Below are 17,301 nucleotides of genomic sequence, written 5' to 3' on the forward strand. Positions count from 1 at the left end.
GCATGCCATCGACAAACTTCCAGTGAACGTGATGAACGCGAACAGCACCGATATCGGCAACACCGAATCCATCGCCACGGGACTGTTCGACGTGCTGCCTTGCCAGCCCGGCGCCGCCAGCGAGACCTGGCAACTGGTGTCGCACGAATGCAAGCTCGCGCCCTCGCCCGCAGCCACGCCGATGGTGACGCTGTGTGCCGCGCTCGCGCTGACCGAGTCGCGCCTGACCGGTGCCGACCGCGTCCTCGCCACCGTGGCGACCGCGGAAGGCACGCGGCAAGTCATGCTGGACGTGCCGCGTGACCTCAGCCGCCAGGCATGGCTCGACAGCACGGCCAGGGCACTGGCCGGGGCCGCACCGCCCACCGGTCGCGGCGCCTGGTGCGTGGTGGACGACCACGCACGGCCCTCGGTCGATGCCGGCGCCTGCAGCCAGTGGCGTCTGCATGATTACTCGACGCGCCTGCAGGTCGCCTTCCAGGCGCCGTTCGACGCGGCCGGCATCGAATTGTTCGCCCGCTGCGCGCAACGCGTGCTGGCAGGCCTGAGCGAACCCGGCGAGCGGCCGCTTGCCACCATCGACGTGATGGATGCGGACGAGCGCCACCAGCTGCTGCACACATGGAACGACACATGCAGGCCGCGCCACCCCGGCGACACCGTGCATGGCCTGTTCGCCGCCGTCGCGCGACGCCACCCCACGCGCATGGCCGTGGTTTCCAGCGAGGCATCACTGCGCTATGACGAACTCGACGCGCGCGCCGACCGCGTCGCCGCCGGCCTGCTCGCCGCAGGCGTGAAGGCCGGCGACGCCGTCGGCCTGCTGCTGGAGCGCTCCGCCGAAGCCATCGTCGCCATCCTCGGCATCCTCAAGGTGGGCGCTGCCTATCTCCCGCTCGACGCCCATCATCCGGCCGAGCGCCTCGCCTTCACCCTCAATGACGCGCACGCCGCGCTGGTGATCGCTGCACCAGATGCACCTGCCTTGCCAGGCATCACGATCCCCGTGATGCCACTGGCCGGGCTCGAGGCTGATACGCCTGCCAATTCGCTGCCGTCGATGGACGGCAGTGCGCTGGCCTACGTGATGTACACCTCCGGCAGCACCGGCACCCCCAAGGGTGCGCAGATCATGCATCGCGCGATCATCCGGCTGGTGCGCGAGGTGGACTATGTCACCCTTGGCGACGCGCCGCGCCTGTTGCATGCCGCGCCGCTCGGCTTCGACGCCTCGACACTGGAGATCTGGGCAGCCCTGCTCAATGGCGGCACCTGCATCGTCCACGGCGAGCGCATTCCCACCGGTTGCGGCCTGGCCCGCACCATCCAGCGCCATGACGCACGCATCGCCTGGCTCACGGCGGCGCTGTTCAACGCCATTGTCGACGACGATGCCACCCGGCTCGAAGGGCTCCGCCAGCTGCTGATCGGTGGCGAAGCGCTGTCCGTGCCGCACGTGCGCAAGGCTTACGCGGCCCTGCCCGACGTGCTGATCATCAACGGCTACGGCCCGACCGAGTGCACGACGTTCTCCGCCACGTATGCGATACCGCGCACGCTGGATGCGCAGGCACGCTCGGTCCCGATCGGCCAGCCCATCGCCGACACCACCCTGCACGTGCTCAATCCCCGCGGCGAACACGTGCCGGTGGGCGTGGCCGGCGAGCTCTACATCGGGGGCGCCGGCCTCGCGCGCGGCTACCTGGGGCAAGCGGAACTCACCGCCGAACGTTTCGTGCCCGATCCGTTCGGCGAACCCGGCGACCGGCTCTACCGCACCGGCGACCTCGTGCGCTGGCTGCCGGAAGGCGTGGTCGAATTCATCGGCCGCGCCGACCATCAGGTCAAGATCCGTGGCTTCCGCATCGAGCTTGGCGAGATCGAAGCGGCCCTGCAGCGGATCGGCGGCGTGCGCGCGGGCGCCGTGCTGGCACGCGAAGATCGTCCCGGACAGAAGCGGCTGGTGGCCTACTACGTCGCGGACGACGCGCAGGTCAGTGCGCGTTTCCTGCGCGAACAACTGGCACGCGCCCTGCCCGACTTCATGGTCCCTTCGATCTATTTGCGACTGGACGCGCTGCCGGTGACGCCCAACGGCAAGCTCGACCGTCGCGCCCTGCCAGCTCCGGACGGCGGCCGCCCGGAGCTGGCCGATGCCTATGTCGCGCCGGCCGGCGTGGTCGAGCACACGCTCTGCGCGCTGTTTGCCGACATGCTCGGACTCGACCAGGTCGGTCGTCACGATCACTTCTTCGACCTCGGCGGCAACTCGCTGCTGGCCGTACGCACGGTGGCGCGGATTCACGCGGAGCTGTCGCAGGCGATCACCATTCCCGCCTTCTTCGGCGAGCCCACGCCGGCCGCACTCGCGGCGCTGGTCGAAGGTCGCGGCACGCATGCCGCCCTCGCCACGCGCATGGCGCGCGGTCGCGACGGCGACGCTGGCGAAGCGGTCGCCATCCTTGCCATGGCCGGGCGCTTCCCCGGTGCGGGCGACGTGGAGACGTTCTGGAGCAATCTCTGCGAAGGCCGCGAATCGATCACCTTTTTCGCGCCGGACCAGCTCGACCCGGCGGTGCCCGCAGCGGACCGGACGGATCCGGACTACGTCGCCGCGCGCGGCATCATCGATGGCGTGGAGGACTTCGACGCGGCCTTCTTCGGCATGTCGCCGCGCGAGGCCGAGCTCACCGACCCGCAGCAGCGCATCTTCCTCGAGCTGTGCTGGGAATGCCTGGAGCGGGGCGGCTATGTGCCCGATGCGCATGAGGTGCCCGTGGGCGTCTTCGGCGGCATGCACAACGCCACCTACTTCCAGCGCCAGCTCAGCACGCGCCCGGACCTGATCGACAAGCTCGGCGCGTTCCAGGTGATGCTGGCCAACGAGAAGGACTATCTGACCACCCGCGTCGCCCACAAGCTCAACCTCACCGGGCCGGCGATCAGCATGAACACCGCCTGCTCGACCTCGCTGGTCGCCATCTGCCAGGCCACCGCGGCACTGCGTGCGGGCCAGTGCGACATGGCGCTCGCGGGCGGCTCATCGATTGCCTGCCCGCCCCGCAGCGGCTATCTCTCGCAGGAAGGCTCGATGCTGTCGCCGGACGGCCACACGCGCAGCTTTGGCGCCGACGCACGCGGCACCGTGTTCAGCGATGGTGCGGCGGTCGTGCTGCTGAAACGGCTTTCCGATGCCGAGCGCGATGGCGATGCCATCGTAGCGGTGATCCGCGGCGTCGCCATCAACAACGACGGCGGCCTAAAGGCCAGCTTCACTGCGCCGAGCAGCGCAGGCCAGGCCGCGGTGATCACCATGGCGCTGGCGGACGCAGGCGTCGAGGCGCGCTCCATCTCCTATGTTGAGGCGCACGGCACGGCCACGCCTCTGGGCGACCCGATCGAGATCGAAGGCCTTACCACGGCGTTCCGGCAGAGCACCGACGAGCGCGGCTTCTGCGCCATCGGCTCGGTCAAGAGCAATATGGGGCATCTGGTGATGGCCGCCGGTGCCACCGGCGTGATCAAGACGGCGCTGTCGCTGCAGCAACGCCTGCTGCCGCCGTCACTGCATGCGACCGCCACCAATCCCAAGATCGACTTCGCCAGTTCGCCCTTCGTGGTGAACGATGCGCTGCGTGCCTGGCCGGTCAATGGCAACGCGCTGCGCGCCGGCGTCAGTTCGTTCGGCGTGGGCGGCACCAACGCGCATGTGATCCTGGAAGAGGCTCCGTTGCGCCAGCCCTCGGAGACCCGCTGCGGGCCGAAGCTGCTGCTGCTTTCGGCACGCTCGCCCGCCGCGCTTGCCGATGCCGCCACGCGGCTCGCTGCGCACCTGAGTGAGCATCCGCAGGAAAATCTCGCCGATGTGGCCTACACGCTGGCCCAGGGCCGCAAAGCATTCGCGCAACGCCAGTGGGTGGTGGCGGCCGATGCCGGGGAGGCCGTGGCGCGGCTGCGCGAGCTTTCCGGCACCCAGGCGCAGGCCGCGGCCGCGAGCGCGGCCGAGGTCGTCTTCATGTTCCCCGGGCAGGGCTCGCAATACGCCGGCATGGGTCGCGCGCTGTATGAGGGCGAGCCAGTGTTCCACGCGGCCATCGACGACTGCGCCGCCGTCCTGCAGGATGAACTCGGCTTCGACCTGCGCGAGAGGATGTTCGCGGACGACGCCGAGGCGCTGCGCGAGACCTCGCTGACCCAGCCGGCCACCTTCGCCATCGAGTATGCGCTGGCGAAGCTGTGGCTGAGCGCAGGCGTCCAGCCCGCTGCCATGATCGGCCACAGCGTGGGCGAGTTCGTCGCCGCGGTGATCGCCGGCGTGATGAGCCTGGCCGACGGTGCGCGCCTCGTCGCGCATCGCGGCCGCCTGATGCAGGCGCTGCCCGCAGGATCCATGCTGTCAGTGAGGATGGACGCCACCCAGCTCGCGTCGCGCCTGCCTCCGAGCCTCCAGCTGGCCGCGGAAAACGCGCCCAATGCCACCGTGGTGAGCGGCGAGTCGGGTGAGATCGAGGCCCTGCGCGCTGCACTGGAAAGCGACGGCGTCGCCTGCCGCGTGCTGCAGACGTCGCACGCGTTCCATTCGGCGATGATGGATCCGGCACTGGAGCCGTTCCGCCAGGAAGTGGCTCGCATCGCGCTGGCGGCCCCGACCATTCCCATCATCTCGACGCTGACCGGCGAGCGGCTCGGCGACGACGAGGCCCGCTCGGCCGAGTACTGGACGCGCCACCTGCGCGGCACCGTGCGTTTCTCCGCGGCGCTGCTCGGGCAGCTGCAACAGCCGCAGGCCGTCTTCCTCGAGGTTGGTCCGCGCACGGCCCTCGCGACGCTGGCTCGCCAGCATCCGCAGGCGCGTGGTCGCAGCATCATTTCCTCGCTGGCCGATGCACCCGACAACGAGCGTGCCAGCTGGCTCGGCGCCGTCGGCCAGCTGTGGTGCGCCGGTGCCGTGGTGGCACTGCAGGCGCTCGATCGCCGCCAGCGCCGCCATCGCGTGCGCCTGCCGACCTATCCGTTCGAGCGCAAGCGCCACTGGGTCGATGCGGCCACGGCGCCCGCGCTCGTCGCGGCACCTGCGGCGCCCGCACCCGCCCTGCCCGGCACGCTCGCAACCACCAATGTCGTTCCCCTTTTCGCCACGCCATCTGCAGCCATCGCGGAGAGTTCCATGGATGCCAACCTCCCCGGCGCGAGTGCCGGCTCTGCCCGCCAAACCCGCCTGCTTGCGCAGCTCGTCGAGCTGTTCGAAGACGTCGCCGGCACCGAACTGGAAGGTGTCGACCCGTCGTCCGGCTTCGTCGAACTGGGACTGGACTCGCTGTCACTGACCCAGGTGGCCCTGCAACTGCAGAAGACCTTCTCGCTGAAGATCACCTTCCGCGAGCTGATGGAGTCCTTCTCATCGTTCGAGCGCCTGGCCATGCATATCGATCAGCTGTTGCCGCCGGAATCCAGCGCACCGGCCGCTCCCTCCGCCACGCCCGCGGTTGCCTCGGCACCGACCCCCACTTTGGCCGCGACCGCCGGCATGCCACTCGCTGCCTCGGGCAACGTGATGCAGGACGTCATCCAGCAACAGATGATGATCATGCAGCAGCAGCTTGCCCTGCTCGCCGCCGCGTCGACGGGTGCAGCCCCGGCCATGGCCGTGGTCCAGTCCCAGCCAGCGCCCGCCGCCGCTGCCGTGGCGGCCCCGGCGGCGGCCACGCGCCCCGCGACGGCCGACGCCGCCGCGCAGGACGAGGAGGCCGCGCTCGCCCACACCACCTATGACGTGAAGAAGGCCTTCGGGGCGATCGCACGCATCCACTCGACGCATACCGAGCTGACCGAACGCCAGCGCGCCCGGCTGGAAGCCTTCATGCGTCGCTACATCGACCGCACCCGCGCGTCGAAGGAGTACACGCAGCGGCATCGCGGCCACCTGGCCGATCCCCGCGTGGTCAACGGCTTCCGGCCGTTGCTGAAGGAAATGATCTACCAGATCGTAGTGAACCGCTCGAAGGGCTCCAAGGTGTGGGACCTCGACGGCAACGAGTATGTCGACGCGCTCAACGGCTTCGGCATGAACCTGTTCGGCTGGCAGCCCGACTTCGTGCTCGACGCCGTGCGCCGCCAGCTCGACGCCGGCTACGAGATCGGCCCGCAGCATCCGCTGGCCGGCGAAGTGGCCGAGCAGATCTGCGAGCTCACCGGGTTCGATCGCGCCGCGCTGTGCAACACCGGCTCCGAGGCGGTGATGGGCACCGTGCGCATCGCCCGCACCGTGACCGGCCGCGACACGCTGGTGATCTTCACCGGGTCGTATCACGGCATCTTCGACGAAGTGATCGTGCGCGGCTCCAGGAAACTGCGCTCCGTGCCCGCCGCGCCGGGCATCCTGCGCAACACCTCCGAGAACGTGCTGGTGCTCGACTACGGCACGCCCGAATCGCTGGCGATCATCCGCGAGCGTGCGTCCACCATCGCCGCGGTGCTGGTCGAACCGGTGCAGAGCCGTCGTCCCGACTTCCAGCCGCGCGACTTCCTCAAGGAGCTGCGCGCCATCACCGCTGACGCGGGTGCGCTGCTGATCTTCGACGAGGTGGTCACCGGCTTCCGCTCGCACCCACGCGGTGCGCAGGCCGTGCTCGGCATCGACGCCGACCTGGCGTCCTACGGCAAGGTGGTGGGCGGTGGCTTCCCCATCGGCGTCATCGCGGGCAAGCGCCGCTACATGGACGCGCTCGACGGCGGTGGCTGGCAGTACGGCGACGCCTCGATCCCCACCGTCGGCGTGACCTATTTCGCCGGCACCTTCGTGCGCCACCCGCTGGCGCTGGCCGCTGCGCACGCGGTGCTCGACCACCTGAAGTCCAGCGGCCAGGCCTTGCAGGAGCGCCTGAACACGCGCACGGCGCTGCTGATGGACGAACTCAACGGGTTCTGTGCCAGCGTCGGCGCGCCGATCAAGCTGGTGCACTTCGCCTCGGTGTGGAAAACCAGCTTCACCGAGGACCACCCGCTGCAGGACCTGCTGTTCGCCATGATGCGCAGCCGTGGCGTGCATGTGCTGGACAACTTCCCCTGCTTCTTCACCACCGCGCACAGCGAGCAGGATTTCGTCGCCATCGCCAAGGCCTTCAAGGAATCGGTACTGGAGATGCAGGAAGCCGAATTCCTGCCGCGCCACAAGAATGTCGAGGCGCTGGTCCTCGATGCGACCCGCCCGCCGGTGGCCGGCGCGCGCCTGGGCAAGGACCAGGACGGCAGCCCGGCCTGGTTCGTGCCCAACCCCGACGCGCCCGGCAAGTACATGAGGGTCAATGCATGAGCCCGAACGACACGACGCCGCTCTCGACCACCGCCCCGGTCGCCGTTGATTACGATCCCTTCGAAGGCTCGGCGCTGGAACGCGTGGTACCGGCCACCGCACCGCAGCGCGAAGTGTGGCTTGCTTCCACGCTTGAACCGGCGGCCTCGCTCGCCTACAACGAGTCGATCTCGCTGCGCCTGCAAGGCGAGCTGGATGTAGCGGCGCTGCAGACGGCGCTGCAGTTGCTGGTGGATCGCCACGAGGCCTTGCGCGCGACCTTCAGCGAAGACGGCGAGGAGTTGTACATCGCCGCACGGCAAACGCTGGAGTGCCCCGTGCGCGACCTGTCCTGGCTTGGCGTGCAGGAGCGCGAGGCGGACATCGAGGCGACCCTGCGGCACGCAGTGACCACGCCGTTTGACCTGGAGAACGGCCCGCTGGTGCGGGCCGAGCTGCTGAACCTCGACCCGCAGGACCACCTGCTGGTGTTCACCGCGCATCACATCGTGTGCGACGGCTGGTCGTTCGGCGTCATCGTGCGCGACCTTGCCGCGCTCTATGCACAGCAGGTCGGCACCGGCGGCGTGATCGCCCCGGCGACACCGTTTGCGGACTATGCGCTGGCCGAGGCCGCGCATGTGCAGAGCGACGCCGGCCGCGAGGCGGAAGCGTATTGGCTGAAGCGCTTTGCCGATGCGACCACGTCGCTCGACCTGCCGACCGATCGCCCACGGCCGCGGCAGCGCAGCTTCACTTCGCTGCGCGCGGACTACACGCTCGACGCCGCGACCATTGCCGACATCAAGCGCATGGGCGCGCAACGCGGCGCCAGCCTGTATGCCACCCTGCTCAGCGCCTTCGGCCTGCTGCTGCAGCGACTGAGCGGCCAGGACGACGTGGTCATCGGCATCCCCTCCGCGGGCCAGGCCGCCGGCGGCCACGACGCGCTGGTCGGCCACTGCGTCAACGTGCTGCCGCTGCGCGTGGCGATCGATCCCTCCGCCTCGTTCTCCGACAGCCTCAAGCAGGTGCGCGGCGACCTGCTCGATGCCTTCGATCACCAGCAGTACACGCTGGGCAGCCTGCTGGCACGACTGGCCCTGCCGCGCGATCCCGCCCGCCTGCCGCTGGTAAGCGTGCTGTTCAACCTCGACCAGGCGCTGGACGAGCGCACGGTCTCGTTCCCCGGGCTGGGCTTTGAATTCACCGGCAATCCGCGCGCGTTCGAGAATTTCGAGCTGTTCGTCAACGCCGTGCAGGTCAACGGCGGCGTGCGGCTGGAGTGCCAGTACAACAGCGACCTGTTCGACGGTGCCACCATCCGCGCCTGGCTGGATGCCTATGCCACGTTGCTGCGCCGTGCGGCAGCCACGCCCGAATCGGCGGGCGGCGCGCTTGGCCTGGTATCGCCGCAGGCCCTGCAGGCATTGCATGCGCTGCAGCCGCTGCGCACGCCGTACCCCGCCCAGCAGCTGGCGCATGAATACTTCGAGCTTCAGGCGGACCGCGCACCGTCGCGCATCGCCATCACCACCGGCACCACGCCGCTGACTTACGCGCAGCTCGAAGCGCGCGCCAATCGCATTGCCCGCGTGCTGCGCGCACGCGGCGTCGGACACGGCAGCCTGGTCGGCCTGTCGCTGCCCCGCAGCGCGGACATGGTCGCGGCCCTGCTGGCGGTGCTCAAGTCGGGCGCCGGCTACGTTCCGCTGGACCCCGGCTTCCCGGCTGACCGGCTCGCCTTCATGGCGCAGGATGCGTCGCTGGCCGCGCTGATCGTCGACGACGGCGCGGCTACCGCGTTCGAATTCCCGGCGGCGAGCATGCTGTCGCTGACGCGCGATGCCGCCGAGATCGCCGCGGCAAGCCCCGATCGCCTGCCTCGCGACCCGTTGTCGGCCGCGCCGGAGTCCGTCGCCTATCTGATCTACACCTCGGGCTCGACCGGCAAGCCCAAGGGCGTGCGCGTGCCGCACCGCGCCACCTCCAATTTCATCAGCAGCATGCAGCAGGCACCGGGCATCACCGAAGACGACCGGCTGGTCGCGGTGACCACGCTGTCCTTCGACATCGCCTTCCTCGAACTGATGCTGCCGCTCAGCGTGGGCGCCGCCATCTTGATCGCCAGCTACGACGACGTCCGCGACGGCGCCGCACTGCGCCAGCTGGTGGAAGGCAGCGACGCCACCATGATGCAGGCGACGCCGGCGGGCTGGCGCATCCTGCTGGAGTCGGGCTGGCCCGGCCGCTCAGGCTTCAAGGCGATTGCCGGCGGCGAGCCGCTGCCGCTCGATCTTGCAGAGACCTTGCTCGAACGCTGCGGCGAACTGTGGAACGCCTACGGCCCCACCGAGACCACCGTGTGGTCGACGCTGTGGCAAGCCAGCCAGCCGCGTGCCGGCATCTCCATCGGCCGCCCGATCGCCAACACCACGGTGTACATCCTGGACGAACACGGTGTTGCCTGCCCCCTCGGCATGCCGGGCGAAATCTACATCGGCGGCGACGGCGTGACCCTGGGCTATCTGAACCGGCCCGAGCTCAACGCCGAGCGCTTCCTGCCCGATCCTTTCAGCGGCGATGCGCAGGCGCGCATGTACCGCACCGGCGATCGCGGCCGCTGGCTGGCCAACGGCCTGCTCGAACACCGCGGCCGCCTGGACTTCCAGGTGAAGATCCGCGGCTACCGCATCGAACTGGGCGAGATCGAGACGGCGCTGGCCGACCTGCCGGAAGTCGCCCGTGCCGTGGTGGTCGCCCGCGAAGACCGCCCCGGCGACGTGCGGCTGGTGGCCTACGTGGTGCCCGCCGAAGGCGCCACGCTGGACGAGGCGGCGCTGTGTCCGCGCTTGCGGCAGCGACTGCCGGACTACATGGTGCCGCAGCACATGATGTCGCTCGAGGCGATTCCGCTGCTGCCCAACGGCAAGATCGACCGCAAGTCGCTGCCCGCGCCGCCGGTGCAATCCGTCGCGGCCGATCGCGAACGGCAGGCACCGCAGGGTGATACGGAAGTCCGCGTGGCCGCCGCGATGGAAGCCGTGCTGGCGCTGCCCGAGCTCGATGCGCGCGACAACTTCTTCGCCCTCGGCGGCCACTCGCTGCTGGCGGCGCAGCTGACCGCGCGGCTCAACCGGGAGTTTGGCATCACGCTGTCGTTCCGCACGCTGTTCGACGCACCGACCATCGCCAGCCTGGCCGCCACCATCGAGCAGCTGCAGGCCAGCGGCACCGCCACCGCGGCGCCGCCGATCCTGCGCCGGCCACAGCAGGAGCGCGCGCCGCTGTCGCTGATGCAGCGCCGGCTGTGGGCACTGGAAGAACTGCAACCTGGCCGCGTGACCTACAACGCACCCTCGGCGCATCGCCTGCGCGGTCCGCTGCACGAGGCCGCGTTCGAAATGGCCATGCACGAACTGATGCAGCGCCAGCCGATCCTGCGCACGGCGTTCCGCCACGATGGCGGCGATGTGGAACAGGTGGTCGAAGACGTCGACCTGAAACTGTTCCCGGCCGAGGATCTTTCCGCACTGCCGGAGCAGCAGCGCGAGCGCGTGCTGATGGAGCGCCTGCAGGAACTGACCGACACGCCGTTCGAGCTGTCGCGGGCACCGCTGTTCAGCGCCCGCATGTTCCGGCTGGGCGCCGACGACCATGTGTTTTTCTTCATGCCGCACCACATCATCTGGGACGGCTGGTCGTTCGACATCCTGTATGCCGAGCTGTCGCAGCTGTACAAGGCTTTTGCGGAAGGCCGGCCATCGCCGCTGCCGCCCCTGCCGGTGACTTACGGCGACTTTGCCGCATGGCATGCGCAATGGCTGGGCAGCCAGCCGTTCAAGGCGCAGCTGGCCTACTGGCACGAGCGGCTCGCCCGCGTGGGCGAAACCCGGGCGCTGCCCACCGATCATCCTCGCCGCCCCGGCATGTCGGGTGTTGGCCGCACCGAGTGGATCCGCGTCTCGCGCGAAGACACCGATGCCATGCATGAAGTGGCGCGCAAGGCCGACGCCACGCTCAACATGGCCTTGCTGGCGCTGTATTACGTGCTGCTCAGTGGCATGGCCGGCCAGAAGAACCTGGTGGTCGGCACGCCGGTGCGCGCGCGCAACCAGACCGAAGTCGAATCGGTCATGGGCTATTTCAACAATCTGCTGCCCTTGCACGTGACGGTCGATCCAGGCCTGAGCTTCCTGGACTTCCTGCGCCAGGTGAAGGACGCCGCCATCGAAAGCTTTGGCCACCCGGACGTGCCACTGGAATACCTGCAGCGCGAACTGCGCACCGGCCACGGCAACGGCGCCGTGCTCTACCAGGCGCTGTTCTCCTTCCAGGACGCACGCCAGCGCGTGGTCGACTGGGGTGGACTGCAGCATGAGCAGATCCTGTTGTTCCAGAGCGGCGCCACGGAAGACCTCGGCCTGTGGTTCCTCGAAAACACCAGGGGGATGCTCGGCGGCGTCACCTACAACGCGGACATCCTGCAGGCCGATACCGCGCGCCTGCAGCGCGACCGCTACCTTGCGCTGATGGTGCGCGTCTGCGCCGACCCGACGCTGACCATCGACGCCCTGAATGCGTCGACGGCCGATGAGCTGCAGCGACTGCGGCAATGGGATGCGACGACGGCGACGGCACCGGTCGTGCCCGATGACGTGGTCGCGCAGTTCGAGGCGCAGGTGGATCGTGCGCCACAACAACCCGCCCTCGCCGTCGGCAGTTGGGCCACTCCCTATGGCGACCTCGAGGCACGCGCCAACCGCGTCGCCGCCTGCCTGCGCCAGCGCGGCGTCGGGCCCGGCAGCGTCGTCGGCCTGTGCGCCGAAGCGGGCATCGGACGCCTGGGCGCCATGCTGGGCACACTCAAGGCGGGTGGCACGGTCGTCCTGCTCGACCCCGACGATCCACCGGCGCGCATGCACGACATCCTCAAGGACGCCGGCGTGTCCGTGCTGGTGGGCAATGCCGAACTGGAGGCTATCCTGGGCTGGCCGCGCGCCAGCGCGCTCTGGCTCGATGCGGATACCAGCGAGCTGATCGCCGCCTCCGCCGAGCGCGGCGAAGCGACACGCAGCTCGCCCGACGGCGCCGCCTTCGTCACTTACGTCCCCGGCCCCGCCGGACAACCGCGCGGCACCGCCATCACGCATGGCGCGCTGGCGCGGCTGCTGTACGGATTGCGCGACACGCTGGCGCTGACCGCCGGCGATCGCGTCCTGGGCATGGCGCCGGCCACCACCGGCATGTCCGTGATCGAACGCCTGCTGCCGCTGTGCGCCGGCGCCAAGTTCGTGCTGGCCAGCACGCACAACGCGTCGGACAGCGAATCGCTGGCCAGCCTGATCCAGGCCAGCGGCACCAACGTGATGTTCGCCACGGCCGCCACCTGGCAAACCCTGGTGGCAGCCGACTGGCCCGGCGATCCGCAACTCAAGGCCATCTGCGTGGGCGGCATGCCGACGCCCGAGCTGGCCGCCACGCTGGCCGCGCGATGCGCCGGCCTGTGGAACCTGTTCGGCGCGGACGACAGCGCCTTCGTCGCCGCCATCGGCAGGATCGAGCGCCCCGCGGATGCGGTGCACAGTGGCCGCCCGCTACCGGGTACCCGCGCCTGGATCCTGGACGCGAAGTTGCGTCCCTGCCCGGTCGGTGCCATCGGCGAAATCCACCTGGGCGGCGACACGCTGAGCATGCCGTTCGGGCAGCGCGCCACCGCCGATCAGGCGCCGTTTGTTTCGCTGGCCGATGCGCCACCGCTGTTCCGCACAGGCGTCCGTGGCCGCTGGCTGGCCGACGGCCAGCTGCAGGAACTCGGCCGCGTCGACCGCCGCGTGCGGATCAACGGCTACGAGGCCGATCCGTCCGCCGTCGAGACGCGACTGCTCGCCCAGCCCGGTGTCGCCCAGGCCGTGGCGATGACGCGCACGGATGCCGCCGGGGCGATCCAAATCAGCGCCTACGTGGTGGCTGCCGCCGGTGCGAGGCTCGATCGCGACGCACTGCGCAGGGCGCTCGGCAACGCGCTCTCGGCGCACGACATGCCGCGGCACCTGGTCCTGCTCGATGCGCTGCCGCTGACCGCCGCGGGCGTCGTCGACGTGGCGGCATTGCCGCAGCCAGGCGAACACATCGACGACCTTGCCGCCCTGGCCGTGCAACCGAAGACGCAGGGCGAAAAGCTGCTGGCCGAGCTGTGGCGCGAGCTGCTGCACGTGACCCAGGTGCGCACCAGCGACAACTTCTTCGACATCGGCGGCCATTCGCTGCTGGCAGTGGAAATGGCGGCACGTGTGCAGCGTGAAACCGGCGTGCGGCTGAACCTGCTCGACATCGCCAACGGCACGCTGGGCACGCTGGCGGCAGAGTTGCCGGAGGGGCCCGCGGTTGCGGCACCGGCCGAGCGGCCCGCGCCACTGGGGCAGCGCCTGCGCAGTCTGTTCGGCAGGCGCTGAGATGAACACATCGGTTCGGGGGAAGCCGATATGAGTGGACTGGCCTACGCTGCTTTCCTGGCCTCCGGCTGGCTGCTGGTCTATGCGTTCGCCGGCTACCCGGTGGGCGTCTGGCTGCTCGCGCGCTTTCGGCCACTGCGCATTGACAAGCAACCGGTGACACCCACGGTGAGCGTGATCATCGTGGTGCACGACGGCGCCATGCACATCCGGTCGAAGCTGGCCAACCTGGCCACGCTCAATTACCCGCCGGATCTGCTCGAGATCATCGTGGTCTGTGACGGCTGCCGCGACGGCACGCCGCGGCTGGCACGCATGTCGGGCGATCCGCGCGTGCGCGTGCTGGGCTTCGTCTCACGACGGGGCAAGGCCAATTGCCTCAACAGTGCCGTGGCCAGCGCGCATGGCGACGTGCTCCTGTTCACCGATGCACACCAGACCATTGCGCCCATCGCGCTGCGCGAGCTGGTAGCCAACCTGGCTGATCCGCAGGTCGGCATCGTCAGCGGCGAACTGCTGCTCACCGACGACCGCACCGGCTTCGCGCGGGGCATCGACACCTATTGGCGTTATGAAAAGGCGCTGCGCCTGGCGGAAAGCCGCTCCGGTTCGACCATCGGCGTCAGCAGTGGCCTGTACGCGATGCGGCGCAACCTGTTCGCTGCGCTGCCGCCCGACCTCGTGCTGGACGATGTGCTGATCCCGATGCGCGTGGCGCGCGCCGGAAGGCGCGTCGTGTTCGAGCCGCGTGCCCTGGCATGGGACCGCCTGGCGCAGCACCCGGACGAGGACCGCGGGCGACGCGTCCGCGGCCTCGCCGGCCATTGCCAGCTGGCGCAGCGGGCGTCCTGGCTGCTGTCACCCAAGGACAACCCGCTGTGGCTGCGCTTCATCAGCCACAAGCTGCTGCGGCTGGCGGCGCCATGGCTGCTGCTCGTGCTGGCAGCGACATCACTGCTGCTGGCCCGCACGCACATGGCCTGCCTGCTCACCTTCGCCTGCCTGCTGGTGGGGGCCGGCCTGGTTGCCGCGGGCCGCATGCAGCCGCTGCTCGCGCGCTGGCTGCCAGTGCGGCTGGCGCTCACGTTCTTCTACCTGAATGTTCTTTCCGCGCAGGCTTTGCTGGCCTATGCGCGCAACCGGGAGTCGGACCCATGGTGATGCACGCGGAAGACATCGGCCGGGCCGTCGGACTGCGTGGACAGCTGGGCGAACTGTGCTACAGCAGTGGCCTGCTGCAATCGGTGCAGCGGGTACGCTCGTGGTGGCACCGCGACCTGCGCATCCTGGCCTATCACCGCGTGCTGCCGCTGCCCGATCCGGCGACCTACGAGTTCGACCTCGAGCTGATCAGCACGCCGCCGGACCAGTTCCGCGAACAGATGCTGCTGCTCAGGCAACGCTTCCACCCGATGCGGCTGGGCGATGTCGCCGCGGCGATCGAAGCCGGTCGCCCGCTGCCCAGGGATGCCGTGGTGGTCACCTTCGACGACGGCTATGACGACAACTACCACGTAGTGTTTCCCATCCTGCGCGAGCTCGGCATCCCGGCCACCTTCTTCGTCTCCACCGGCCACATCGACAGCGGGCGGCCGTACGCCTACGACTGGCTGGTGCACATGATCCTGCTCACCGGCGCCTCGCAGCTGCAGCTGCCGGAACTGGGCATGGACGTGCCGCTGCCGCCGGATCGCGCCGGCCGCCGCGCCATCGCAGGCAACGTGCTGTTCCGCATGAAGGAGCTCGGTGCGCTCGCGCAGGCGGCGCTGATCGAGCGACTGGAGAACGAATGGGCCATGCCTTCGGACAGCGCGCCGCCGGACTGCCGTCCGATGACCTGGGACCAGTTGCGTGAGATCCATGCGGCCGGCTTCGAGATCGGCTCGCATGGCGTGCACCACTGGATGCTCGCCAAGCTGCCGCAGGCCGAGCTCGAGGCCGAGGTATGCCAGTCGCGGGACGCGCTGGAACGCGAGCTGGGGCCGGCGCCATTGCTGATGTCCTACCCGGTCGGCAGCGGCCGTGCATTTGACCAGCGGGTGATCGACACCACGCGCGACGCCGGCTACGCGCTGGCCTGCAGCTACATCAGCGGCACCAATGCGCAGCCGGCCTCCAATCCCTATGCGCTGTATCGCCTGGCCGTCGAACGCAACATGGGCAAGGGCTGGTTCGCCGCCATGCTCACCATGCCCCACCTGATGAGCTACCCCACGCCCAACCACGTGAACGTGCAGGACGGATCGCCGGCATGTTCCCACTGATCCTCCTCTACCTCGTGCTGACCATCGTGCGGCCGCAGGAATACGTGCCGGCGCTGATCGGCGTGCCCGTGCTGCCGGTCGTGCTCGTGCTCGCCTTCATGGCATGGCTCGCCTCGGCCAGCAAGACGTATGCGGCGCCGCAGTTCCTGATCCTGCCGGTGTTCCTGGTGGTGATCATGACCTCGCAGGTGGTGAATGGCTGGTTTGGCGGGGCCTTCCGCCAGTTGAACCAGTTCGGCCCCACCGTGATTGCGTTCTTCGTGCTGGCGGCCGCGTGCACCAACCTGCGACGCCTGGTCATCTCCATGGCGGTGATGGTGCTGTGCACCTCGGTGCTCGCCGTGCACGGCATCCTGCAGGCAAAGACCGGCGTCGGCTGGACCGGCGTGCTGACCGGCGCCGACGGCCGCATCCAGTACGTGGGCATCTTCAACGACCCCAATGACCTTGGCCTGCTGTTCGTGGCGAACATTCCGCTGTCGGTCTTCCTCAGCCGGCACGGCGGCCCGCTGGGCCGGCTGTTCTGGCTCAGCTGCACGGCCCTGCTGCTGTACGGCATCAAGCTCACCAATTCGCGCGGCGCCATGCTCGCCGTACTGGTCGTCTGCGGCTGCTATGTCTGGTACCGGCGCGGCGCCATGGTGGCCGGCGTGCTCGGCGCCATCGGCCTGGTCGGCATGAAGATGCTGTCCTCGCGCATGCAGGATCTGGACGCCGGCGAGGAATCGGCCAACGGCCGCGTCGATGCCTGGTACGAAGGGCTGCACATGTTCACATCGCACCCGGTGTTCGGCGTGGGCGCGGGCAACTTCACCGAATACAACCCGCTCACCGCGCACAACTCGCTGGTGCTGGTGCTGGCCGAAACCGGCTTCGTGGGCTACGTGCTGTGGCTGGCCTTCGTCTGCTACAGCTTCTGGATGATGCTTTCGGTGTTGCGCTTCAAGCCCGAACCCGCCGACGACGCGGAACAGCTCACCGCCTGGCGCCACGAAAAGCCGGTCGCGCTCACCCTGCTGCTGACCCTCTGCGGGCTGTTTGCGGCGGCCTTTTTCCTCAGTCGCAGTTACATGGTGGTGGTGTACCTGATCATCGCCATGGTGACCGGTTACTACATCGGCGCCAGGCAACGGCTGCCGGCCTTGCGCAGTTTCAACCTGGCCAGCCAGTGGTGGCGTTGGGTGCCCGCGGCGATGGGAAGCATCGTGGGCCTGTTTGCCCTGGTTGCCGTGCTGCTGAAGACGGTCGGATGAAGCGCCGGCCCGCCATCAACGTCGTTGCTGTCCGCACG

The 17,301-nt window shown here is 69.2% G+C and carries 5 protein-coding genes; all 5 read left to right on the forward strand.

Annotated features, from left to right (window positions below; all coding sequences use genetic code 11):
• Positions 1–31: 31 nt before the first annotated feature.
• From ACXU4B_RS05440 to ACXU4B_RS05460, 5 genes are read left to right on the forward strand one after another with little or no spacing between them, the layout of a single operon-like run.
• Positions 32–7,312 carry a hybrid non-ribosomal peptide synthetase/type I polyketide synthase gene (locus ACXU4B_RS05440; RefSeq protein WP_165583151.1) on the forward strand — a complete coding sequence of 2,427 codons (7,281 nt, stop codon included), beginning with the start codon at positions 32–34 and terminating at the stop codon, positions 7,310–7,312.
• Positions 7,309–13,746 carry a non-ribosomal peptide synthetase gene (locus ACXU4B_RS05445; RefSeq protein ID WP_131408470.1) on the forward strand — a complete coding sequence of 2,146 codons (6,438 nt, stop codon included), beginning with the start codon at positions 7,309–7,311 and terminating at the stop codon, positions 13,744–13,746. Before ACXU4B_RS05440 ends, ACXU4B_RS05445 begins: the two co-directional genes overlap by 4 nt.
• Positions 13,747–13,776: 30 nt before the next feature.
• A complete protein-coding gene (locus tag ACXU4B_RS05450; protein ID WP_131408472.1) occupies positions 13,777–14,907 on the forward strand; it encodes a glycosyltransferase family 2 protein in 1,131 nt (376 codons plus the stop codon).
• Complete coding sequence (locus tag ACXU4B_RS05455) at positions 14,901–16,010, forward strand: polysaccharide deacetylase family protein (protein WP_131408474.1); 1,110 nt, start codon at positions 14,901–14,903, stop codon at positions 16,008–16,010. The genes ACXU4B_RS05450 and ACXU4B_RS05455 overlap by 7 nt, the downstream gene beginning before the upstream one ends.
• A complete protein-coding gene (locus ACXU4B_RS05460) occupies positions 15,998–17,263 on the forward strand; it encodes an O-antigen ligase family protein (protein WP_131408476.1) in 1,266 nt (421 codons plus the stop codon). The genes ACXU4B_RS05455 and ACXU4B_RS05460 overlap by 13 nt, the downstream gene beginning before the upstream one ends.
• Positions 17,264–17,301 lie beyond the last annotated feature (38 nt).

The organism is Dyella soli (assembly GCF_054482295.1).

Coding starts and splice junctions, on each gene's coding strand:
- ACXU4B_RS05440 (WP_165583151.1), top strand. CDS start 32: ATGAACGCGAACAGCACCGATATCGGCAACACCGAATCCATCGCCACG.
- ACXU4B_RS05445 (WP_131408470.1), top strand. CDS start 7,309: ATGAGCCCGAACGACACGACGCCGCTCTCGACCACCGCCCCGGTCGCC.
- ACXU4B_RS05450 (WP_131408472.1), top strand. CDS start 13,777: ATGAGTGGACTGGCCTACGCTGCTTTCCTGGCCTCCGGCTGGCTGCTG.
- ACXU4B_RS05460 (WP_131408476.1), top strand. CDS start 15,998: ATGTTCCCACTGATCCTCCTCTACCTCGTGCTGACCATCGTGCGGCCG.
- ACXU4B_RS05455 (WP_131408474.1), top strand. CDS start 14,901: ATGGTGATGCACGCGGAAGACATCGGCCGGGCCGTCGGACTGCGTGGA.